General features: G+C 47.7%; 19 protein-coding genes. 3 read left to right on the top strand and 16 right to left on the bottom strand.

Features of this window, described 5'->3' with window-relative positions:
- Positions 1-14 precede the first annotated feature (14 nt).
- Positions 15-332 carry a hypothetical protein gene (locus HP567_RS10965; RefSeq protein WP_173608672.1) on the top strand — a complete coding sequence of 106 codons (318 nt, stop codon included), beginning with the start codon at positions 15-17 and terminating at the stop codon, positions 330-332.
- On the opposite strand, the gene HP567_RS10960 is transcribed toward HP567_RS10965, so the two are convergent.
- The 15 genes from HP567_RS10960 to HP567_RS10890 all read right to left on the bottom strand — a co-directional run bounded on the left by HP567_RS10960 (position 329) and on the right by HP567_RS10890 (position 18,714).
- Positions 329-1,471 carry a DUF2087 domain-containing protein gene (locus tag HP567_RS10960; RefSeq protein WP_173608673.1) on the bottom strand — a complete coding sequence of 381 codons (1,143 nt, stop codon included), beginning with the start codon at positions 1,469-1,471 and terminating at the stop codon, positions 329-331. The genes HP567_RS10965 and HP567_RS10960 overlap by 4 nt on opposite strands.
- Positions 1,472-1,587: 116 nt before the next feature.
- Positions 1,588-2,064, bottom strand: a complete 477-nt coding sequence (locus tag HP567_RS10955; RefSeq protein ID WP_173608674.1) for a PilZ domain-containing protein — start codon at positions 2,062-2,064, stop codon at positions 1,588-1,590.
- A gap of 78 nt (positions 2,065-2,142) precedes the next feature.
- The gene (locus HP567_RS10950) at positions 2,143-2,316 is read right to left on the bottom strand and encodes a hypothetical protein (RefSeq protein WP_007728597.1); all 174 of its coding nucleotides are present in this window, start codon (positions 2,314-2,316) and stop codon (positions 2,143-2,145) included.
- A gap of 89 nt (positions 2,317-2,405) precedes the next feature.
- Entirely contained in the window at positions 2,406-3,656 is a 1,251-nt protein-coding gene (locus HP567_RS10945; RefSeq protein WP_173608675.1) for a GNAT family N-acetyltransferase, read from the bottom strand.
- Positions 3,657-3,803: 147 nt separating this feature from the next.
- Positions 3,804-5,240: an MDR family MFS transporter gene (locus tag HP567_RS10940; protein WP_173608676.1), complete on the bottom strand. Its 1,437-nt coding sequence runs from the start codon at positions 5,238-5,240 to the stop codon at positions 3,804-3,806.
- 139 nt (positions 5,241-5,379) lie between these two features.
- The gene (locus HP567_RS10935) at positions 5,380-6,015 is read right to left on the bottom strand and encodes an NUDIX hydrolase (RefSeq protein WP_173608677.1); all 636 of its coding nucleotides are present in this window, start codon (positions 6,013-6,015) and stop codon (positions 5,380-5,382) included.
- A gap of 127 nt (positions 6,016-6,142) precedes the next feature.
- Positions 6,143-7,717, bottom strand: a complete 1,575-nt coding sequence (locus HP567_RS10930) for a glutathione ABC transporter substrate-binding protein (protein ID WP_173608678.1) — start codon at positions 7,715-7,717, stop codon at positions 6,143-6,145.
- Between the two features lie 131 nt (positions 7,718-7,848).
- Positions 7,849-8,043, bottom strand: coding sequence for a hypothetical protein (locus HP567_RS10925; RefSeq protein WP_173608679.1), 195 nt, complete (start codon positions 8,041-8,043; stop codon positions 7,849-7,851).
- A gap of 515 nt (positions 8,044-8,558) precedes the next feature.
- Positions 8,559-9,779 carry an amidohydrolase family protein gene (locus HP567_RS10920; RefSeq protein WP_173608680.1) on the bottom strand — a complete coding sequence of 407 codons (1,221 nt, stop codon included), beginning with the start codon at positions 9,777-9,779 and terminating at the stop codon, positions 8,559-8,561.
- Positions 9,780-9,816: 37 nt separating this feature from the next.
- Positions 9,817-11,388 (bottom strand): glutathione ABC transporter substrate-binding protein, encoded by a 1,572-nt coding sequence (locus HP567_RS10915; RefSeq protein WP_173608681.1) that lies wholly within the window; start codon positions 11,386-11,388, stop codon positions 9,817-9,819.
- A 100-nt stretch (positions 11,389-11,488) separates the two neighbouring features.
- Complete coding sequence (locus HP567_RS10910) at positions 11,489-13,075, bottom strand: glutathione ABC transporter substrate-binding protein (protein ID WP_173608682.1); 1,587 nt, start codon at positions 13,073-13,075, stop codon at positions 11,489-11,491.
- A gap of 912 nt (positions 13,076-13,987) precedes the next feature.
- Positions 13,988-15,592, bottom strand: a complete 1,605-nt coding sequence (locus HP567_RS10905) for a glutathione ABC transporter substrate-binding protein (RefSeq protein ID WP_173608683.1) — start codon at positions 15,590-15,592, stop codon at positions 13,988-13,990.
- Positions 15,593-16,061: 469 nt separating this feature from the next.
- Entirely contained in the window at positions 16,062-16,694 is a 633-nt protein-coding gene (locus HP567_RS10900) for a sterol desaturase family protein (protein ID WP_173608684.1), read from the bottom strand.
- 25 nt (positions 16,695-16,719) lie between these two features.
- A complete protein-coding gene (locus HP567_RS10895; protein ID WP_173608685.1) occupies positions 16,720-17,436 on the bottom strand; it encodes a GntR family transcriptional regulator in 717 nt (238 codons plus the stop codon).
- Positions 17,437-17,640: 204 nt separating this feature from the next.
- Positions 17,641-18,714 (bottom strand): branched-chain amino acid aminotransferase, encoded by a 1,074-nt coding sequence (locus HP567_RS10890; RefSeq protein ID WP_173608686.1) that lies wholly within the window; start codon positions 18,712-18,714, stop codon positions 17,641-17,643.
- Positions 18,715-18,943: 229 nt separating this feature from the next.
- Between HP567_RS10890 and HP567_RS10885 the strand changes: the two genes are divergently transcribed.
- On the top strand, positions 18,944-19,726 hold the full coding sequence (locus HP567_RS10885) for an SDR family oxidoreductase (protein WP_173608687.1): 783 nt from the start codon (positions 18,944-18,946) through the stop codon (positions 19,724-19,726).
- Between the two features lie 57 nt (positions 19,727-19,783).
- On the opposite strand, the gene HP567_RS10880 is transcribed toward HP567_RS10885, so the two are convergent.
- The gene (locus HP567_RS10880) at positions 19,784-21,253 is read right to left on the bottom strand and encodes an amidohydrolase family protein (RefSeq protein ID WP_173608688.1); all 1,470 of its coding nucleotides are present in this window, start codon (positions 21,251-21,253) and stop codon (positions 19,784-19,786) included.
- A 282-nt stretch (positions 21,254-21,535) separates the two neighbouring features.
- Here HP567_RS10880 and HP567_RS10875 point away from each other — a divergent pair, with 282 nt between their 5' ends.
- On the top strand, positions 21,536-22,777 hold the full coding sequence (locus HP567_RS10875; protein WP_173608689.1) for an amidohydrolase family protein: 1,242 nt from the start codon (positions 21,536-21,538) through the stop codon (positions 22,775-22,777).
- Positions 22,778-22,865 lie beyond the last annotated feature (88 nt).

Genomic DNA, 22,865 nt, shown 5'->3' with positions numbered 1-22,865 from the left:
AAGGATGAGGAAAAGTGGCATTTGGGATTACACGAGAGGAACTAAACCGTTGGAAGCAAGCCGTTAGTCGAGGCGAGTTGGCATTTCTCACGCATTATTGGCTAGACCCACGGTTTCCTGGCATCAAAACCGTTACAAAAGTAGGCTGTGCCAATTATTCGTTACTGACAGATTGGTGCCTTGCCAACGGACTCGATCCCGTCTACATTCATAACCGTGCACCCTTCCCGCATTTTGATTTACTTGGCGAAAAGCAAATCCAGATCTTGCAAAAGGAAGGTCTGTGGGATCACTTGGAGCGCTTCCGCATGCTGGGTGATGGACGAGACTAGGACGGATCCTTTTGCACGTGATAGCCTCGATCACCATATGGCGCCAGCTTTTTCATCCACTTATCTTCGAGTTTTTCCAGGGCATCCTTCAGATCAAAATACGGATGGTCTTTCTTTTCAACCTTCTCTAGCACTTCGATTTCGAAAGCGTCCGAACCGTATTTATCCCAGTCTTTTTGCAGTTCACGATTCGGATGCGAGCCATGCTGAAGCATGAACTTTCTACCGTTGATCGTTTTTAGGTTATTCGTTCTGGCGATGAAGACTTTGTCATTTTGCTTGTTTTTTATTTGATAAACGCCTGCATCGGTTTCTACTTCCTTGTACATCTGCTTGAGCTCTTGCTTGCGATTCATCTGCTGAGCCCCCCGCTCCTCTCCTTCATTTTCCACAGCGATCCGCCAATATTGACTGCCGTCCGCCTGTCTATCCATCAAACCCACATCGACTAAATATCTCCGCAAGGTCACATAATCGTCATAGAGACCTTCCAAAATCTCATTCACTTCCCGCTCGGTGTAGAAACGATCAAGCTCAAATTTTTTAGAAATCTCTTCGAGTAGGATGAGTTTATGCTTTTGCTTGCGCGGGAAGCGCTCTAATCGACCTGATAATCCATTTGGCAGGAATTTCTTTACGATCGCGACATACTCAGCGGCATCGCCATCTTTCGAGGTGTTCTTTTGCTTGCTTGATTTGGCATCATTGGACGATTGATTTTTATCCGCTTCATGCAATAATTCCATCATGACCAGAAACACCTTGGCCTGACGTTCTTTTTCCTTGAGTGCAAAGCGGTGATTACGGATCGTCGATGCACTTCCGATCCCCATTTCAGATTGAACCTCGGCGTCTGTCTTTCCTTGGTAAAAAAGGCGAAGCAAATTAACTTGATGATCAGACAAGCCCGTCAATCGTTTATCCAACTGGCTCAGGTGGGTAAAGACAGAACCGTGCGCAACCTCGATATGATGGCGCATAAAGCGGGACGCTTCGTACAGGACACCCTCCACCGGATAAATGATTCCTTTCTCCACCTGTTCCCCACAGAGCAAACACATGAAATGTTCATCTTGTTCGATGTAACCTTGCTTCCATTCTTGAAGAGAAGCGCTCCAAAATGCTTCATGAAGACTCATCTATAAACACAACCTTTATTCGTTTGACTTATTATAGATAACTTATCACCGCGTTTATATTATGTCAAACAAAAAAGCTCTCCGTCGTGTATTCGCACAACAGAAAGCCTTATTGTCTATGCTTCACTGGCTCGCATCGAAAGACTTGCTTGGGCCAACTCTTTTAAAAATGCCTGGCGATCACCTTTAAAGAAACGTCCTTCTGTTGCTGTACGTTTCTGCCGATAGCGGATCGCCAGTCGGTTTACCAAGCGATTAATCTCCAGATGTTGTTCCTCTTCCATCGTAAACCGCACAGCGTATTCGTAATAGTCCGTTTCCCACGGAATCGTGCGAACTACGTGGCCGTACATTTTCAGAGCCTGTCCGCACAATTCCGTCGCAAACTGCAGAACGAGCTGGTCATTTGCTGGCATTTTGAGATGAGAGAGAAAACGAAGTCCACCTGCCCCAATATCCTCGATCAAAACCTGCGTGCTCCCAATCTCCATGGTCTTCCCTTTGACCAGCACAATAGTCATGTCTGCACAGAGGGCGTATTCTAGTCGTAAGCGAAAAAATTCACGTTGATGCCCCTCTGATCTACCCGGCATTGTTTTCTCCTTCTTTCTCTTCTCATAGTGGGGTAACACGCAAAAGAAAGAGCGCCTGTCACTTTGGCGCCTTTCTTTTTATTTTTTGGGCTTTCGGTATTTGATCTCCTGCTCTTTCACCTGAAAGCGATTCCATAATTCCCTCTCATCATGTGTGATGGAATCATGCTTTTCCAGCCGGAAGAGGAGCCTAACGACCACCCAAACAATCAAAAGAAACGCAAAAAAGATAACGAGTGTTAAAAAGATCATAAAACCTGCCTCCTCCCATTTACTAACAACATATGGGAGGAAGCAAAATAAGATAACCAAATGTGTCAAAAACGTGACGAATCTTCTTTTTAGAAGGTTGTCACACTTCTCGGCTTCTCGGAAACTGCAAACAGCCTATCCAAAATGGGAAGCTTCTCTGGAGTATCCAGCTCTAACTGGCCGTATTGATACAGCTTGCGGACAGTTACTACCCCCATCACGAGTGAAGAAAAATCGGCAATATCTAGCTGCACCGAAACGTCTGACTCCGCTGCCTCTCCTACTTCCGGACGTCCATCGACAAACTTGATGAGCCATGTTCCTTCATTCTCGGGCAGGAACGAATCGCGGATCGTCAGCTTTACATTCACTGTTTCCGAACCAAAACGGTGGTGGGACAGCTGACGGAAAAATCCTGGCACATCAATGATCCGATACATCAGACCGACTCCTGATACATGGCTCTCATGATAAATGCTCCACAACAGCGAATCCGTTCCATTGCCCGGATCAGAGAGCAACAAGTGAAAATCTTCGTCCGGTGTCGTGAACTCGATCCGTTGAATCTGATCGGCCTGACTCCGCAGGAAAGAGAGCAGTTGGGCAAATGCTTCGCGGCTCTCATATTGAAGCTCTCTTACTTCTATGTTGTTGACGAGTTTATTTTTTTCATGAGCGCTCTGGAACTGGAAAGCGAGATAGCCGCCTAATCTCCCTTCCTTTTTGTAGCCGACAACAATCATTTCAGGGACATCGAGGAGTCTGTCCCACTCTCGGTCTGTTCGCTTGATCATACCATGGGTTTGACGGGCGATGCGATGATAGCAAGCAGACAGTTCTTCTTTGTCCTCTTTTCCTATATAAACGATTTTGTCCTTTCCTACAAACGGCAGGCTAGACGGTTTGAATTTGTATTGGTGAACCTTGGTTCCTATTCCAAACCCCATTTGCTTGTAAAAATCAACACGAAACGGATAGAGAGAGACCAGCGAAATTCCCCGTTCCCGGTAGCTGGAAAGAAAACCTTGTAGCATCGACATGGCGACCTTTTCCTTTTTATGCAAAAGGTCTACGGCGACCAGCCCAATCCCGCCAGTCAAGAGCGGTGTACCGTGAACATTCATAGGGAAATCGTACCATTTCATAATTCCCACAAGTCGTCCATCCCGATAGCAGCCGTGGTAGCTGACGTGTGGGTCGTTTTCGATCATTTCTTTTACACGGTCCGCAAAACGCTGTCTGCTCTCTGTACCCAGAAGATTGCTTCCAGGGTAGCTCATCGCTGCAATCCTAACGACCTCATCGATATCGTCAATTGAAACCGGGCGAATCTCCTCCATCGTCTCATGCACTCCTGTCTGCAAGAAATTGGGCATCTAGGAAAATAGTATCGATGAATGTAACCGCTGGCAATACGAAGTTTGTATTTTTTGGAAAACTGTAACCAAATATTAAAAAAACGCCCGCACTTGGCGGACGTCTTCGAATTAGTGTGTCTGCTTGACTCGATTCCCTTTTGCGATCAAAAGCGTCAGAATAAAGCTGCCTATCGCAAGCACTAAGGTGCCTGTGAAGACCACATGAACACCACTAGCCAATAAGTCCCGGATTTGTGCCAGTTGTGCCACAGGGACCGATCCGTGTTCAAACGAGGCCCCTAAATTCGTATGACCACTTGCTACAGTTACCATGTTGAACAACATTCCGAATACAGCAGCCCCGAAGGTTTGGCTAAATGTACCCGTGAATGTATTGAGGGCAATGGCAGTTCCCCTCTTGTCGACTGCAACAGACGATTGAATTTTTACCATAACGATCGGGGAAATGAGTCCCATTCCCAAACCAATTGAGCCCACAGCCACATAAATGAGGTATCCCGCTGAGTGAGCGGAAAGGAAGCTCAACAACGTTGTCGCTACCGTCAGAACGGCTGTCCCCGCGATAAACAACTGTTCCGCTCGCAGCTTTCCTAACAAGTTCCCGGCAAGGATAGAGCCGATCGTCCAGCAAACCGGCATCGGTGTCAGGACAAAGCCAGCCATCGTCGCACTTTCTCCCAAGACTCCCTGGCTCCAGATCGGCAAGTACACCACCATGCTGATTACAATTCCATTGGTCAAGAGCGTCAGCAGATTGATCATGGTTACATTTCGATTAGTAAAAAGCGAAAGCGGAATCAGCGGCTCAGGCGATTTCTTCTCCACCGATACAAACACCAAATAGGTCACCAAAGCAAATACGATCAAGGAAATCGTCACTGGACTGGTCCAGGATTGATTCTGGCTGCCTGTTAACAAGGCATACAACAAGGCGATGGTTCCGACCGAAAAAATAAGCGCGCCCGGATAATCGATATGGCGCTTTTCTTTGACGGCAAGCTTTTCCTTGTACAAAAAGATGAGCATGAAAAACGATACAAGTCCAAAAGGCAAGTTAAGAAAAAAGATATAACGCCACGTCAGTGTATCGACCAAAAACCCTCCGACCAACGGACCTGCCACACCGGAAAGTCCCCATACAGCACTAATCCAGCCCTGGGCTTTTGCTCTGGCAGTCTGCTCCGTGTACAAGTCACCGATAATGGTCATCGTAATGGGCATGACTGAACCTGCACCCAAGCCTTGAATGGCACGAAAAACAATGAGCTGCCACATCGAAGTCGCTACTCCACAGAGCGTAGAACCTAGCAAAAAGATGCCGATTCCGATTAACAATACGTTTTTTCGGCCAAATAAATCAGCCAGCTTGCCGTAAATGGGGGCAGATACGGCAGTGGCAAGCATGTAGATGGCGTATACCCAGCTCACCTGTTCAAAGCCTGCCAAATCGCTCGTAATGCGCGGTACTGCTGTACTCACAATGGTTCCTTCCATCGCAGCAAGGAATGTCGAGAGCATTAGGGCAATCATAATCTGAAGTCTCATCTCGATCTCCTCTCTCTATGTATGCGTGATCGCGAGCAGTGAAAAAGCATTGTTTAGTATATCACATGAGAGAACCATCTTTCTCCACTAACGAAAAACCTCGTCTTGTCAAATAACAAGCGAGGCATTGTTTTTCCGATCAGGGCATTCGATTGGCTGAGCGTAGTTTCACTGCTGCAAACACCTTCTGGTAATAATGCACTTCATGTGGTACAAAGTCAGCTTTGGCCGCAATCATCGTTGTATCTTTAGGTTCACCATTTTCCGTTAGCAAAAATCCATTCACCGTCATCTGCCCGATCTCGCCCGCAAACAACCGCTCTAGCTCATGCAGACTGACCCAAAACAGCCCTGTGACTTCTTCTTCTTGTACACGATACTCGCGTAAGGGTTGATCGCATTCATACAAAAATGTATGGCACATTTCCTTATCAATAATGGAGGGGGCAACCATTACATCACGAATCACGCCTAGCTTGTCCAATTCCTCAAAGCTCACGGACAAGCCCAACTCCTCCTCCAATTCCCGCACGCCGTCACATGGCTGTTCTGAAGCGAGAAGATGACCGGCAGAGGTAATGTCGAGCAGATCCGGACAAGTATCCTTTTGTGGATGTCTTTTTTGGAACAACATTTCGATCTGGTCATTTACTACGCGATAAATCCAGCAGTGAAAGGTTTGGTGCCACAGCCCCAACCGATGTACTTCGCTACGCGCTTCTACCCCGATGTGCCGCCCTGCTTCATCAAATATGTCTAGCTGCTCTTCCTGCATGTTTTCCACCCCATGACTTGTCTCTTGAGCATTTCTCTTCCCCAAGTTACATTCCCGGTCCAGAGCTTGAATTCCTTTCTATTGACGAAAGAAGGGACAGCGACAAACGCCATCCCTTCTATCATCGTTAGTTGATCGATACTTCATCCAGCATCAAGTAGCCAACTGGGCTCAGCCAGAAGCCATTTACATTCTTGGATGTAACCGCCACATGGTCAATCGTGCGGATTGGAAGGATCGGTACTTCCTTCAGCTCGATTTCTTGCAGCTTTGCATAAATTTCATTGCGTTTTTGCGGATCTTTTTCGCGACGTCCTTCTTCAATCAGCTTGTCTACCTCTGGATTGTTGTAGAACGCCATGTTACCTGCGCTGCCTTTCGATGTGCTGTGGAAAACATTGTACTGGTTGTAGTCACCATCCCCTGTTGCATTGCCCCAACCCCCGATGAACATCGCATGCTCACCATTGTCTGTGTGCTCCAGGTAGGCACCGTATTCCATTACTTTGATCTCCAAATCAATGCCGATGCCTTTCAACTGTGACTGGATGACTTCAGCTACGTTCATGCGCTCTTTACGATCATCTGTCACAATGGACGTCTTGAAGCCGTTCGGGTAACCTGCTTCTGCGAGCAGTGCTTTTGCTGCATTGACATCATACGAGTAATCCTGGAGATTCGGGTTGAAGCCGATTACTTTTGGCGACATAGAGGAAACAGCTTGTGTTCCTACATTGTTGTATACTCCTTGTACAATGGCTTGCTTTTCGATAGCATGCGCGACAGCTTGACGTACACGTACATCATCAAATGGCTTCTTCTGTACGTTAAAGCCGATATAATCCACACCCAAGCCTTCTGCACGCACCATGTTCATCCCAGGAGATGCCTGTGCACGCTCTACTTCCGTTACAGGAAGCTGGTCGCCAATGTGCGCTTCGCCTGCTTCAATCATGGCTACACGGGTCGTATCTTCTGGAACGACCTTATACAATACTTCATCTACCTTTGGTTTTTCACCCCAGTAGGTATCATTTTTCGTGAGCTTCATATCTTGACCCGGTGCCCACGATGTAAATTTGAAAGGACCGGTTCCCACAGGCTGCTTCGCCAATGTATCGGAATGCTCGGCGATCGCTTTCGGGCTGATGATGCTTCCTTCTGAGCTAGCCAAGATGGAGAGCAGCGGTGCAAACGGATACTCCAGCACGAAATGTACAGTCTTGTCATCCACGATCTTGATTTCTTTGATCATGGAAAAGTTGGATGCACGCGGTGATGCAACCTTTGGATCGAGTACACGTTCGAACGTCTTTTTCACAGCGTCTGCTGTAAAAGGTGTACCATCGTGGAACGTAACGCCCTCACGGAGCTTAAACTCCCATGTCAAGTCATCGAGCTGTTTCCATTCAGTAGCGAGTGTAGGCTTGTACTCGCCGTTTTTATCGCGAGAAACCAAGCTCTCATAGACTTTTCCGTACACATAGTTTGCCGAAGGAATATTGGAGATGAAATGCGGGTCCAAATTGTTGGCGTCTGCTTTGCGGGCTACAATCAGGGTTCCCCCTTCTTTCGGAGCCTCTGCAGTAGTATTATTCGTCGAACCGGATTGCTCGGAGCTCGCACCACCACATCCAGTCAACGCAACACTAACCGTCAATGTCAGAGCCAACAAGGAACCGACCATGCGTGTTTTCTTCATTTGTGTCTACCCCCTGTAGAATACTGTCGAAAATTCTGAATGTATTTCTTATTTGCATTATACGGTAGATTTTCAAACGAACCTTTCAGCATCTTTACATCAATTTATAATATTTTTACTTTTATTTAATTTCACGCAGATGAAAAAGTACGAAAATACACTTGATACCGTAGCTTCGGTGGAGAAGCGTGTTTCCAGTCTTCGCTTCGGCCTACGCCACGCAAGGCGTGAAGACTGTCCGCTCCGGAATGAATGACAGGAGCCGCTTCAAAAGGGGTAGCCTCGATGACGTATTCGCACGTTGAAGCTAAAAACGCTCCCGTCATTCATACCTCCGCTCGGTCGGGCTCCAAAGGCGCTATGATTGGAAACACGCTTCTTTGACGTTGCTTTTGTCTATTTTTCGATCTGTTTGAAAGATGATAATGGAAAATTTTAGAAGGTATTTCATCGTTGTACTTGGCTGATATGTTCCAATGAATAGATTTGAAATGAAAGTCAGTATGGTCACGAAGCAATCTTTTCTCATCTTGAGACGGCTTTCGAAATACTTACAAAAGCTACGCCGGAAGAAGTGCATTTCCAGTCCAAGCGCCTCTGGAGCCCATCTCAGCGTAGGAATAAATGGCGGGGAATTTCAGCTTCATTCATGAGATACTTCTTCGAAACTGTCTACGTTTGAAGCGCTCCCGCCATTTATTCCGAAGCGGACAGTCAATCCCCCTTGCGGGGCGGAGGCCGAAGCGTAGACTGGAAATGCACTTCTTCCCCACTACAGACACTTTTAAACAAACAAAAAAATCCGACCTTCTTAAGAAGATCGGATCGTATTTCCTACTCTTTATTGTTTCTGCCAAACCATCTTGCCCGAGAAAACCACCGCTTCCTTCGGAGATTGTCTAGCCACAGCCTCGGCGGAGCATTTGGCACAGACGAAAACCGCATTTGCCTCATCTCCGACTTTCGGCCAAACCTGATTGCCAGCTTGATCCAGTGGAGTCACGCCACCTGTAACGAATCCCAGCGCACGCGATAGAGATCGCTCATCGATCCAACGAAACCGTTCAGCCAGACGGTTTGCTTTTTGCAGCATATCTCCGGTTCCAAATGGGTCCCAATGATCAGTAATGTTGTCATTGCCCAAACCAACATGGACGCCTTTGGCATGAAGCAACGGAATCGGGATGGTCGGCATATCAATAGGAACAGCCGACATGATAACGATTTGCTGCTCGGCGAAAAGCTCCGCGACCTCTTCTGCCACAGCAGTCGGTACCTCTCCTAGCCCGTAAGCATGGCTGACAGTGACTCGACCTTGCCAACCCGCATCCTTTGTCATCACAGCCAATTTTTTCATAATATAAACGCCCAAATGACCAGGCTCGTGCAAGTGAATGTCCACATCCGCATTCGCTTCCACCGCTATGTCCATCATCGTATCAAGTGATTTCTCGATATCATCGTCAAATGTGGCAGGATCGACACCACCTACGAGGCCAGCTCCATGCTTCATTGCCTCACGAACGAGGGAAACAGAATCACTGCGCAACAAGCCATGTTGGGGAAACGCGACAATTTCCCAGGAAAGTTTTTCACGGTAAGTTGCCAATGCTTCCAATGTGGCTTCCAGATTTTTCAACCCAATGACCGGGTCAATGTTGCAATGCGTCCGCACGTGAGTAGCGCCGTGCGATTGCACTAACTCCAACAGCTTTTCTGCACGCTCACGGGCGACGGGAAGTTGGTGAGGCAACAGTTCCTGCTCTTGCTCGATTCGAAAAAAACGATTGGGAGCAGGAAGAACAGCTTGCCACGGACCTCCATAAAATGTTTTGTCCAAATGAATGTGCATTTCCCGGAAAGAAGGCAGCATCAGTAGGCCTTGTGCATCCCACACAGAAACCCCATCAGGTATATCTGACAAAGCAGGTACGATTTTCTCAACGCGACCGTCCGTGAGCAAGACGTGGAAAAGATCCGTCTTTGTGCCCGTCACGATGCCATTCGTCTCTGAATAACCACATTCCAGACTCGCATTTTTGATCCATAGGCTTTCTTTCATGCTCCGTCTCCCATCCTTTTCTCTCTAAATGTTTGCGCTATTCAATCGTAATGCCGTTGATCATCATATACCCTGAAGGGCTGATCCAGAAGCCTTTGATGTTTTTGCTGATTGCAGCGACATGTTCAAGATTGCGGATCGGGACGATTGGTGCTTGTTGCTTTTCAATCTCCAACGCCTTTGCATAGATTTGCTTTCGTTTTTCCGTATCCTGCTCGCGACGCCCCTCTTCGATGAACTTGTCCACTTCTTTATTCACGTAGAACGTTGTGTTACCGCCTTTGCCCAAAGAACTGGAGTGGAACAGATTGTACTGGTTATAGTCAGCGTCTCCAGTGGCATTGCCCCATCCGCTGATGAACAGCTCTGTTTCACCGTTGTCTTCTGCATCCAAATAGGCTCCATACTCAAGTACTTTCACCTCTACTTCAATGCCGATTCCCTTTAACTGGGACTGAATTACTTCCGCAGCATTAATCCGTTCCTTGCGATCGCCTGTCCACAGGGTTGTCTTGAAGCCGTCCGGATAGCCCGCTTCTTTCAACAGGGCCTTGGCCTTGTTCGGATCAAACTCGTATCCTTTTAACGCCCCATCGTATCCAAGAACCTTCGGACTCATTGCGGAATTCGCTTTCGTTCCTACATCGTTGTACACACCTTTGATGATCGCATCAGTCTCAATCGCATAGTTGATCGCCTGGCGAACACGGATGTCGTCAAACGGTTTTTTCTTGGTATTGAACCCGATAAAATCTGTCCCCAAGCCCTCTGTCCGGTACAAACTCATTTGAGGGGAATTACTGACGCGGTCAATTTCTGTCACCGGCAATGGTTCAGCGATGTGCGCCTCTCCCGTCTCTACCATGGCTACGCGCGTCGTGTCCTCTGGTACGACTTTGAAGACAGCCTTCTTGAATTTCACCCTCTCTCCCCAGTAGTTGTCATTTTTCACGAGTACGATCTCTTGGCCAGGTGTCCACGATTCAAATACGAACGGCCCTGTGCCGACGGGATGTTTGCTCAGGTCCTTGCCGTATTGCTCTATTGCTTTTGGACTGATGATGCTTCCTTCGTGGTTGGCGAGGATCGACAGCAATGGGGAATACGGGTAGGCTAGCTTGAATTGCACGGTGTAATCATCCACTACTTTTATTTCCGAAAGCATCTTAAACTGAGACGCACGTGGAGAGGCGACCTTTTCATCGAGGACGCGTGCGAATGTTGCTTTCACCGCTTCGGCGTTAAACGGCGTACCATCGTGGAAGTTGACCCCCTGACGCAGCTTGAACTCCCAGGTGACATCGTCCAACTGCTTCCATTCCGTGGCTAGCATCGGCTTGAACGCCATGTTATCATCTCGCTGGACAAGACCCTCGTACACTTTGTGATGGACCACACTCGCTGCATTGATCGCTGAAATAAAGTGCGGATCTAGATTGTTTGCGTCAGACTGCCGTGCAATCACCAGCGTCTGATCTGTTGCCGGAGCTTCCTTCGCAGTCGGAGCCCCTGCCGCACTTTGCTCTGTACCCGATGAACAGCCTGTAAGCACGAGACCAACGCTCAGGATACCTGCCAGTATTGAACCTAGCCTCTTCTGTTTTTTCATTAGACACGCCCCCATTTTAATCTTTCTTTGTATAATCAATCAGCATAGCTCGTTCCCAATGGGCGAAGCTATGCTGATCATAAAGCACTTTTTGCTGAAATTATGGCAAAGTTACAGCATCGATCTCAATGTGTCCTGCTGGGCTGATCCAAACTCCTTCTACGCCTTTTTGAATCGCTGCGAGGTTTTCAGAGAAGCGGTACGGTACCATTGCTGCTTCGTCCATTTCGATTTGCTGTGCTTTTTCGTAGATTTGCTTCCGTTTTTCTTCGTCTTTCTCTTTGCGGCCCTCATCGATCAGCTTGTCCACTTCCGGATTGCTGTAGAAAGCATGGTTGCCAGCTGCCCCTTGCGACTTCGTGTGGAACAGATTGTATTGGTTGTAGTCTGCATCGCCTGTGGCATTGCCCCAACCACTGAGGAACAATTCCGTTTCGCCTTTGTTGGCTGCTTCAATATAAGCACCGAACTCTAGCACTTTCACTTCCAAATCGATATTGATTTGTTTCAGCTGTTGCTGCAACACCTCTGCCAAGCTTACTCGTGCCTTGTTATCATTTAAGTAAATCGTTGCTTTGAAGCCGTTCGCGTATCCAGCTTCCGCCAACAACTTTTTGGATTTTTCCAGATCGTAAGGCAAGTCTTTTACATTCGGGCTGTAACCAACCATAGACGGGGTAATGGAGGAATGAGCGACCGTCCCTACATCGTTGTACACCCCTTGAATGATGGTTTTCTTATCAATCGCATGTGCAATTGCTTGACGAACGCGTACATCATCGAATGGCTTCTTCGAGTTGTTAATCCCGATATGATCGCTAGCGAAAGCAGGGTAACGACCAAGTGTCATACTCGGAGAATTTTTCACCCGATCGACTTCTGTCACTGGCAACTGCTCAGCTACATTCGCTTCTCCTGTCTCGACCATCGCAAGTCTGGTCGTATCCTCTGGAACGGTCTTGAAGACGACTTTGTCCAGCTTCGGTTTATCGCCCCAATAGCTATCATTTTTCACCAGGACGACTTCTTGACCAGGTGTCCATGATTCGAATTTATAAGGCCCTGTTCCCGTTGGATGCTTGGTCAATTCTTTTCCATACTGTTCAATCGCTTTTGGTGACAAAATTCCTCCCTCTGCACTGGCGAGCACGGACAGGAGCGGTGCGTATGGATAGTGCAGGATGAATCGAACCGTTGTATCGTCCACGACCTTTACTTCTTTGATGGCTTCAAACAAATTGGCGCGGTTTGAGCCTACAGCCGGGTCTTGAACACGTGCAATCGTCTTTTTCACAGCTTCCGCATTGAATGGCGTGCCATCGTGGAATGTCACACCAGAGCGAAGCTTGAATTCCCATGTCACATCATCGAGCTGCTTCCATTCAGAAGCGAGTGAACCTACATATTTGCTTTCTTTGTCCATCCGAACAAGACCCTCGTATACCTTGTGATGAATGATGGCGGCGGAATTGATTTGCGTTAGAAAATGTGGGTCGAGGTTGTTCGCATCAGACAAGCGGGCGATGACGAGTGTCCCGCCTTCTTTGCCAGCAGGTGTTGAAGAGTTGGTTTGCCCCGAAGAATTGGTACTCCCTCCTGCTTCAGGTGCTTGTGAGCAGCCTGCCAACGCAGTAGAAACCGCAACGGTCATGGCAAGCAGCGTCTGGAAAAAGCGCGTCTTTTTCATGTAGTGATCCCCCTGTTTTGTGAAAAACGTCTGGACGTTTTTCATAAATGTTGATGTGACCGCTTGCGGTCAAAAAAACGGTCGTGACCGTTTTTTGCGCCAGATGAACTTGAATATTTTGACCATTCGCGCATATTTCATTTTACCCACTATTCTGGCATTGTATTTTCACTCTCTTTACTTGTATTTTCACTTTCTTTACTCTTTTTTTCAGTATTTCTACTTTTGTGCGAATCATGCAATAAAAATAGACTTGGATTATATGGTGCTGTAGTGGTGTGGAGGAAACAGGAGAAAACGCTCAGCTTCTTGTCCCACCCGCTGGGGGATTCGCTACACGACTCCATGCAAAAAGCGAAACCGCGTCCTAAGTGGTCCTTTCAGGATGTGTTTCAGAGGTGGACGCTTAAGGGCGTGTTTCACTTTTCACTTTTCACTTTTCACTTTTCGCATTCCGTCTCGGTCGGTTTACCAAAGATCTTCGCCTGCCTCCTCTACGAGCTTTCCGTGTTCAACGAGTTTTAAAAGCCTTAAAAGATGGAAGAATGTGATCTGTCACGGCAGAGAAGAATATTTCCAGACGTAGCGACTTGTGGAGTCCTACCAAGCGGAGAAGGGATTTGCGGGCAAAAGAAACGCAACCGTGCCCGCGCGACGAAGCGGCTACCACTTTTGCGTTTCCCCGCAAATCCCTTCTGAGCGGACAGTCTTATCCCTCAGCAGGACGGAGCCTGGAGCCTAGACTGGAAATATTCTTCTCCCCACCGCAGCCACAATACTGGCTTCACCAATTTTTGGTGAAGCCTTCATACCCTAAGGGCAAAAGTCATCCATGTCGGTATGAATTTTTATAAATTCTTATCTACTAAAAAAAGACCCTCTCCATTTGGTGGAGAAGGTCTCTAGCTCCTGTTATTGAATCGTCACTTGGCTCAGGTCAATGTACCCGGATGGACTGATGTACACACCCTGTACATTTTTGGCAATGGCTGCGAGGTTTTCACTGCTGCGGAATGGCAGCAACGGCACCTCCTCCATCTCGATTTGCTGCGCCTCTGCGTAGATTTCCTTGCGCTTTTCTGGATCTTTTTCCTTACGACCCGCTTCAATCAGCGCATCGACTTTCGGATTATTGTAGAAGGAATGGTTGCCTGGCACACCTGCTGACGTGCTGTGGAAGAGGTTGTACTGGTTGTAATCTGCATCTCCAGTGGCATTGCCCCAGCCACTAATGAACATTTGCGCTTCCCCTTTTGCCGCCAATTCCAGATACGCGCCGAACTCCATCACTTGAATCTGCAAGTCGATGCCGATTCCCTTCAGCTGGGATTGCAGCACTTCTGCCACATTGATCCGTGCCTTGTTGTCATTGAGATAGATGGTTGCCTTGAATCCGTTGGCGTAGCCTGCCTCAGTGAGCAATTGCTTCGCTTTGTTCAAATCGTATTCCGGCGTTTTAATATTCGGGCTGTAGCCGATGACTTTTGGCCCTAATGACGAAATGGCTACCTTTCCGACATTGTTATAAACCCCTTTAATAATCGCTTCCTTATCGATCGCATGGGCAATGGCCTGACGGACGCGAACATCGTCAAAAGGCTTCTGCTTGACGTTCATCCCGATATGGTCAACCGCGAATGATTCAAACCGGCCTAAAGACATGCTCTGCGAGTTCTGTACCCTTTCCAGTTCAGTGACCGGTAGCTGTTCTGCGACATGAGCTTCACCTGTCTCCACCATGGCTACACGTGTCGCATCCTCAGGAATGGTCTTGAAAACGACTTTTTCCAGTTTCGGTTGGTTGCCCCAATACTTCTCGTTTTTCACCAAGACGATTTCTTGTCCAGGCGTCCATGATTCAAAGGTGAATGGTCCCGTCCCAACTGGTTTCTTGGACAACTCTTTGCCGAATTCCTTAATCGCCTTTGGACTAATGATGCCACCCTCGGCACTCGCCAGTACGGACAAGAGCCCTGCGAACGGATAATGTAAAATAATCTCTACCTTCAGCGGGTCAATGACCTTCACCTCTTTAATCATGCCAAACATGTTTGCTTTGGGAGTCGGATTGTCTTTGTCCAAAATGCGGTCGATCGTCTTTTTCACCGCTTCTGCATGAAAAGGCTCCCCATCGTGGAAGGTAACACCGTCACGCAGTGTGAACTCCCACGTGACATCATCCTTTTGTTTCCATTCCTTTGCCAAAAGAGGTTTGTACTCGCTATTCCGATCCAACATGACCAGACCTTCATAGATCTTGTGCTGCGTCACTGCCATGGAATTAATCTGGGTACTGAAATGCGGGTCCAAATTATTCGCATCGGACAAGCGCGCAATAATCAAGGTACCGCCTCCACCTGCTGCGGCCGATGAAGAAGCGGGGCTAGACGAAGCTTGATTGGAGTTGGACGCGGAATTCGTCCCACTGGATGTCTGACTGCCCCCACAGCCTGCCAAGACTGTGGAAACCAAGACAGACAGGGCGAGAATGGATCCTAGCATGTGCTTCTTCTTCACTGTGAATGCCCCCTTGTTCTGGATGATAGAATGAAAAGAAAATGGTATGACTAAATATTACTAATTTTCTTACTATTAATCTTTTCATTATCTTTACCTTTCTTTTCATTTTCTTTACTATGTCGTTTTTGAATGTTCAAAATAACTCTATTGGAGCTACCTACCATAGTGGAGGAAAAGAAAAAGCACAGTTCTCTTCGACACTGACACGCTAGCAAGGGGGAATCACTGGACGTCTCCACTTCAAAAAGGGACCGTCGAGCCAAAGCCACCCTACGGGGGGAAGTTTCTCGAGGAAGAAGTGTTCGACAAGCGTTGTCTCCTTTTTGAAGTTCCGACTGGGTAGGCGTTGTCAAGGTCTGCGAGCCCTGTGCTTTTTCTTCTCACTAGCTTTGGCGTTTATCGGTAGCTTTTAAATCTAAAGAAAAAACCATCCCTCAAAAAGAGATGGCCGTGCATGAAAGACCAATTACACTTCAACATCTTTGTCCCACCGTCTTTCCAGATCTCTCACGGTTGAACTTTTCTCGACATCCTGTTCATTCTTGTAAGTCCCCAGCATGACGTCAAAAACCGGGCTGGTAACACCATACCAATAATGTTCATTTTTGAAGTGATGCCATAGATGGAGCTTTTTCATCCAACGCCCCCATGGAGATATGGGTTGAACCGGGCGGTGGGCGATATAATGCGTCCATTCATAAAATAGCAGAAATCCGATCACGCCTGTAACAAAGGCATTGGTCGCAATCATGTCGGAAGTAAGCAGATAACAAATGGCTCCGGTACCTGCAATGAGCGGCAAGCTGTACCAAACGGGCAAGAATAGCAGGTGCAAGTTGTTCGGATCGGCGTGATGATCATAATGTAAACGCTTTAACATTTGGAGAAAAAATGGATTTCGAGGCGGTTTGAGGTGAAAGAGAAATCGATGAATCAAGTATTCACTTGCCGCATATCCAATCATCCCAGCCACGAGTGCCACCCATGTTTTCAACACGTACCATTCAGAAAGAGTGAAAGTCAAACTAATCAGGAATAGAATGCTCATGATGAGGATATCCGGAAACGTAAAGAATTCCTTCAGAAACTTTGCCTTCATCAGAACGCCCTCCTCTTGTGTTCCTTCACTTGTCTTGTTCCAACACGGTTCGGTTTCTCCACAGCTCCAAACTTTTTTCCATTGCCTTTCTGGCTACACGCTCTGCTTCGATGTAATCTCCTTGCAAAGAGACTTTCAAAAGCTGATGGTAATAGTGCCAAGATGCCTCGCGGTGTTCCGGGATGGAAAAATACTTTCGCGCCATTTTTAGATAAAAAGAATCAAAACTGTTTACAATCAGTAAATAGATAGGATTTGGGGAAAGCCTCGTCAGATTTTTCTGCAGCTCCCAGTCAAACGCTGCATAAAAATCGGCATCAGGTTTCAGTTGATCGAGATTCGCAAGCAATGCGACCACCTTCGGCTGATGAGCAGCAACCGCGTTACGAATGTAAACAGGAGCCAACGATATCCGCAGTTCCAGCAAGTACGAAATAAACTCATCCGTAACATCGTCGTGGTTTTGTATGATATGGACAAGGGTCATGATATTGCCTTGATGCCAATAATCGTTGACAATTGCCGGATGTCCTTTCCGCACAGTGATCCAGCCATCTCTTTCCAAGCGTTGCAGTGCTTCTCTAACGGTTGGCCTGCCTACCCCGTAGTACTCTGCCAACTCCCGTTCGGGCCGCAGCGTACTTCCTGCAGGATACTCGCGGGTCAAAATTGCTTTGATTAATTTTTTCTCAATTTGATCCGACGACCGTTCTTTCTTTCCCCCTTTTTTCTCCATTGTCATGATCGCCTCCCTGCGTTGCTGGTCCTATAACAAATATTTGTGGTATTACCACAAAAGGTAATATTTTACACAACTCCTGTCAAGAGGTGAAATACTTGGACTTACCAGTACCCACGCGAAATTGAGTGATCCTTCTCCAGCTCAAAAAAGGCATAGCCCTCTCCCGAAAAAGAGAAGGCTATGCCTCTTATGCTGCTGGCGTGACTATTCTGTCACTTTTACCGACCAGCCAAACTTGTCTTCACGCTCACCGTACTGGATTCCTGTCATCTCGTCGTACAGTTTCATCGTCAATTCCCCTGTTTTTTCACCGTTAATGATCATCTGATGCCCGTTCCAGTTCAGATCACCGACCGGGGAAATAACAGCCGCTGTTCCGGTGCCGAATGCTTCTTCCAGCTCACCATTGACGTAAGCAGTATGCAGGTCTTCCATGGAAATCCGCTTCTCTACGACTGGAATTCCCCAGTCCTTGAGCAATTGGATGGTCGAATCTCTCGTGATCCCCTCCAGAATGCTTCCGTTCAATGCTGGGGTCCACACTTCCCCTTTTACCTTGAAGAACACGTTCATACTGCCTACTTCTTCAATATATTTGTTCTCTACGCCATCGAGCCACAGCACTTGCTCATAGCCTTTTTCTTTCGCTTCCACTTGTGCTTTCAGACCGCCTGCGTAGTTACCTGCCACTTTTGCGTTTCCTGTTCCGCCTCTTACCGCACGAACGTAGTTGTTTTCTACATAAATTTTCACGGGCTGCATGCCACCCGCATAGTACGCTCCAACCGGAGAGAGCACGATTACCAATTTGTACGTATGCGAAGCGCGCACACCAAAGCATGGCTCTGTCGCAATTACGAAGGGACGAATGTAGAGAGACTGTCCGCTTTCGGTTGGAATCCATTCTTTATCTACTGCCACCAGCTGTTTCAATGCCTCGACCATGAATTCCTCGTCGATCAACGGCATACTCATACGCTCAAGCGAACGGTTCATACGCTTGAAGTTTTGATCAGGACGGAACAAGCTAACCTTGCCCTCTTGGTTGCGATAAGCTTTCAAACCCTCAAAGACAGCTTGCCCATAATGGAACACCATTGCTGCCGGATCCAATGTCAGCGAAGAATAAGGGACGATTTGTGGATCATGCCATCCTTTACCTTCTGTATAATCCATGGTGAACATATGATCGGTAAAATGAACACCGAACCCCAGCTTGTCAGAAGCTGGTTTCTCTTTTTTCTGTTCTGTCCGGGTAATTGTTAACTGACACTCCATCTTCTACATCTCCCTTAGTATGAAAACCACGATTTGAAACTTCCTATATATACAAAATAGCAACAATTTTGCATGATTTCCAGCGTAAGTTTCTCCTGCCTCTACATTTTATGGTTATTTAGCGAAAACTTCGCAATCATTTCGTGATCAATTTTTTTCTTCATAGGCAGGATGACGGGAATAGGTATCCCGAAAAGAATGGATAGAGACAGAATGAGGAGGGATATGTATGACCACGCACCATGGCCTGCACGGAAAAATTGCCATAGTAACAGGAGCCAGCCGCCTTCAAGGGATTGGGGCCGCTATCTGTAAAATGCTTGCCTCACACGGAGCCGATATATTCCATACGTACTGGACCGCCTATGACCATTCCATGGCGCATGGGTTTCAAAAGGATGAACCCGCCATCTTGCAGGAAGAGATCAGACGCTACGGGGTCAGATGTGCGGGAATCGAGGTCGACCTGTCTCAGCCTGATGCCTACAAGGAGGTGCTCGACGCAGCTACAGCACAACTTGGTGAGCCAAGCATCCTCGTCAACAACGCTTGCTACTCGACAAATGACGGTTACGAGGCGCTGAATATAGGCAGTTTGGACGCACATTATGCCATCAATGTCCGGGCAACGACGATGCTCAGTGTGGAATTTGCACGTCGCTTCTCCCAACAACGCGGAGGCCGAATCATCAACATGACATCTGGTCAGTCCAAAGGCCCGATGGTTGGTGAGATCGCGTATGCGGCAACAAAAGGAGCCGTGGATGCCCTGACGACGACACTTGCTGCCGAAGTAGCTACGCGAGGGATTACGGTCAACGCTGTAAATCCTGGGCCCACCGATTCAGGCTGGATGAACGACGAAATCAAGCATTACCTTTTGCAGCAATTTCCATTCGGACGGATTGGACAGCCCGAGGATGCAGCACGTCTTGTCGCCTTTTTGGCAAGTGACGAAGCGGAGTGGATTACCGGACAGATTATGCATTCCGAAGGCGGGTTCATCCGGTAAGTGAAAAAAGCACAATCCGCCGTTTCTAGCAGATTGTGCTTCTTCTTTTTGTACAGGCTATGGTTTGCTCACGATTGGAAAAGAAGGCTTGAACAGCTCTTTTTCGCCCAGCTGTTGATAGTCGCGCTCGACGTAACCCAGACGCATTTTGTCAAAGTAACGCTGTCCCTTCGCTTTGATCTCTTCCAGATCAACTCCTGGCAGGAGACGGTCTTTCATTACGGTGCGTCCAGCAATAATGGAGAGCTTTACATCACGCCCCGAGCCACACGTGATGATCGTGCGGATTGGATCATCAACCGCCCCCATGTGGAAACCGTCCAGATCGATGGCAATGATATCTGCTTTTGCCCCCGGCGCCAATCGTCCCAGATCATCTCTTCCAAGGAAACGTGCTCCGCCCAATGTCGCTGCGCGGTAAATATCCGCGTAGCTGGAATCCGCGACATCGCCTTCCACCAAACGGGACAGCATGCTGGCTGTGCGAATGTTTTGGATGAAGTCAGGCGGGAACGTATCAGTTCCAATCGCGATGTTGACACCACGACGCTTGTAACGGGCAAACGATTCGAGTGCCTCGCCGTGGCGACCGACTACGAGCGGACAGTGAATCACAGTCGTACCTGTCTCTTGGAGGATCGCCAAATCGTCTCCCTCTCCGAATTTCGCCTTACTAAAGCCTGGAATGAAATGTGCGTGCGGAATTGCCGTTTTCTTTCCGAGGAAGCCGATCTCATTCAGGAACTGAATCGGTGATTTGTTGTGACGACGATGGATTTCCGTATATTCGTAGAGACCTTGCGCAGCATGCAGACGAATCGGACATCCGAGCTCCTCACTGTAACGCTTTGTGTTGATCAGGTTCTCTACAGACTGAGTCTCGATTCGCTCTGGTGCCAGCATTCCACGGATGAGTCCGTTATGAGCCCCATCGAAATCTTTGACAAATTGTACAGCCCGCTCCAGACCTGCTTGTCCTTCCGATTCGTTCCACAGTACTTCAATCTCTCCATTAGCCTTCACGACACGCATACCAGACTGGTAGCTCGGCCCCATGTACATACGTAATCCCAAGCGCCCTGCATGATCGGCTGCCGCTGCCAGCTCCTCATACGTTTCCGCCCAGCGCTTGTAGAAGACAGATGTAATCGGCATCGCTGTCGTTACCCCATTAAGAATCAATTGACTGTAGGCGTAAAGGGATTTGAATGCCTCTTCCTCAGGGGTCATTACCTCATGGTAGCCTTTGCGGTAGTAGTCTTCTGACCAAAGCATATTTTTGTTTCGAGCAGAAGCTTGCTCCAAATGTACGATATCGTGATCAATATCACCCAACGCATTCAGGTCAATGAAGCCCGGGCTGACTACAGCATTGCCCGCATCGATCACTTCATCTACCTCGCCATCAAAATCGTGCCCCACATAAACAATGGTGTCATTCTCGTAAACGACTTCCCCATCTTTGATAATCACATGATCTTCGCCGTCAAAACCGATGACATATTTTGCGGTTATTTTCTTTTTCATGACGATCCTCCCTATCTTTCTCGTTCCGGCTTCTTCACTCCATTGCATCCTTCGTTATTATAGGAAATATTCTGTAAAATTTGTTTCAAAACCTTTACATGTATTTGCACAATCTTTACTCCTTTTCGAAAACAGGCAAGATTCCACACAATACGTAAAGATCATGCAAAAACTAGTAAAGAAGATGAACAACCTTGTTCGAAATATTCACTACAATTAATGAAGACAACTAGACTGGACTCTCATCCACTACTTGCAAGATAGAGAAAGGGCTGATTTCTAGTGATGCAAGCTTTTTGGTTAACCAACGTTCGTCTCGATAAAGGTTTTGAAACAGGAGAAGACGGCGTCTTTCACACACTCTCGGAAATCTGTCATTTGAAGATCGAAGACGGCAAAATCGCAGAGATCGTATCGGCGAACGAACCACTCGACACCACTTTACCGCAAGAAGATGCAAAAGGTTTATTGGCCCTCCCCTCTTTTGTTGAAAAGCATAATCATCTGGATAAAACGTATGCGGGCGCAACCTGGAAATCTTGCCTTCCTCCGAAAAAACTGATTGATCGCTTGGAGTTCGAAGCAAAAGAAATGCCGCTGATGACAGGGACGACCAAAGAGCGCGCACAAGCGATGCTCCAGCTCCATATCAAAGGCGGTGCCACACATGTACGCACACACGTCAACATCGATCCATACATTGGCCTGAAAAACCTGGAGGGTGTGCGTGCAGCCTTGGAAGAGTACAGTGATCGCCTGACGTATGAAATCGTCGCTTTCCCGCAGCAGGGACTCCTGCGCACACAAGCAAGCTCCTTGATGAGACAAGCAATGAAGGAAGGCGCTACACTGGTTGGGGGCTTGGACCCGGCTGGGATCGATAATGAGTTGGAAGGCTCCTTGCGTGAAATGATGGACATTGCAGTGGAAGCAGACGCGGATGTCGATATTCATCTGCATGATCCGGGGACACTCGGCTTTTATACGATCAAAAGATTGCTCGATCTGACCGAGGAAGCAGGCTGGCAGAACCGTATGGCCATCAGTCATGCCTTTGCGCTCGGAGATGTGTCGTTGGAAGAAAGCTCGGACATGGCCGATCGATTGTCCAAGCTGGGAACGATGATCCTGACGACCGTTCCGATTAATCGGGCAATGCCACCTGTTCCGATGCTTCATGCCAAAGGCGTACATGTCGCACTTGGCTATGATGGGTTCTACGATTCATGGTCGCCTTATGGAACAGGCGATATGCTCGATAAGCTAAACCGTCTGGTCGAGCGCTACCGTTGGGTCGATGAGAAATCATTGGTGCAATCCTTGTACTTCATCACCGGAGGAAAAACAACGCTCGATAAAGATGGCAACCGTGCATGGCCGAAGGTTGGCGACGTGGCAAGCATCGTGTTTGCAGAAAGCTCCTGCTCAGCGGAAGCGATTGCGAGAAAATCTCGTCGGGCTGCTGTTATGTTTAAAGGGAAAATTGTGCATGGTGCTTTGGAGAGAATGGGAGAAACAAAGTAGCCAGATAGACCACGGAGGCTTCGCTGATTTTTCAGTGAAGTCTTTATTTTTTTGTCAAAATCGAGCCTTTGGTGGTGGGGAGAAAAAA

Source organism: Brevibacillus sp. M2.1A, from assembly GCF_013284355.2.
In the GTDB taxonomy this organism is placed as follows: Bacteria; Bacillota; Bacilli; order Brevibacillales; family Brevibacillaceae; genus Brevibacillus.
Note: the sequence above shows the minus strand (reverse complement) of the source record. Positions and strands in the feature narration are given on the sequence as shown.

Excerpts from the sequence above, each read along its gene's own strand:
- HP567_RS10950 (WP_007728597.1), bottom strand. The coding sequence starts at position 2,316 with ATGATCTTTTTAACACTCGTTATCTTTTTTGCGTTTCTTTTGATTGTT.
- HP567_RS10910 (WP_173608682.1), bottom strand. The coding sequence starts at position 13,075 with ATGAAAAAGACGCGCTTTTTCCAGACGCTGCTTGCCATGACCGTTGCG.
- HP567_RS10885 (WP_173608687.1), top strand. The coding sequence starts at position 18,944 with ATGACCACGCACCATGGCCTGCACGGAAAAATTGCCATAGTAACAGGA.
- HP567_RS10915 (WP_173608681.1), bottom strand. The coding sequence starts at position 11,388 with ATGAAAAAACAGAAGAGGCTAGGTTCAATACTGGCAGGTATCCTGAGC.
- HP567_RS10935 (WP_173608677.1), bottom strand. The coding sequence starts at position 6,015 with ATGCAGGAAGAGCAGCTAGACATATTTGATGAAGCAGGGCGGCACATC.
- HP567_RS10900 (WP_173608684.1), bottom strand. The coding sequence starts at position 16,694 with ATGAAGGCAAAGTTTCTGAAGGAATTCTTTACGTTTCCGGATATCCTC.
- HP567_RS10880 (WP_173608688.1), bottom strand. The coding sequence starts at position 21,253 with ATGAAAAAGAAAATAACCGCAAAATATGTCATCGGTTTTGACGGCGAA.
- HP567_RS10890 (WP_173608686.1), bottom strand. The coding sequence starts at position 18,714 with ATGGAGTGTCAGTTAACAATTACCCGGACAGAACAGAAAAAAGAGAAA.
- HP567_RS10960 (WP_173608673.1), bottom strand. The coding sequence starts at position 1,471 with ATGAGTCTTCATGAAGCATTTTGGAGCGCTTCTCTTCAAGAATGGAAG.
- HP567_RS10920 (WP_173608680.1), bottom strand. The coding sequence starts at position 9,779 with ATGAAAGAAAGCCTATGGATCAAAAATGCGAGTCTGGAATGTGGTTAT.
- HP567_RS10930 (WP_173608678.1), bottom strand. The coding sequence starts at position 7,717 with ATGAAGAAAACACGCATGGTCGGTTCCTTGTTGGCTCTGACATTGACG.
- HP567_RS10955 (WP_173608674.1), bottom strand. The coding sequence starts at position 2,064 with ATGCCGGGTAGATCAGAGGGGCATCAACGTGAATTTTTTCGCTTACGA.
- HP567_RS10925 (WP_173608679.1), bottom strand. The coding sequence starts at position 8,043 with ATGACGGGAGCGTTTTTAGCTTCAACGTGCGAATACGTCATCGAGGCT.
- HP567_RS10945 (WP_173608675.1), bottom strand. The coding sequence starts at position 3,656 with ATGGAGGAGATTCGCCCGGTTTCAATTGACGATATCGATGAGGTCGTT.
- HP567_RS10940 (WP_173608676.1), bottom strand. The coding sequence starts at position 5,240 with ATGAGACTTCAGATTATGATTGCCCTAATGCTCTCGACATTCCTTGCT.
- HP567_RS10895 (WP_173608685.1), bottom strand. The coding sequence starts at position 17,436 with ATGACAATGGAGAAAAAAGGGGGAAAGAAAGAACGGTCGTCGGATCAA.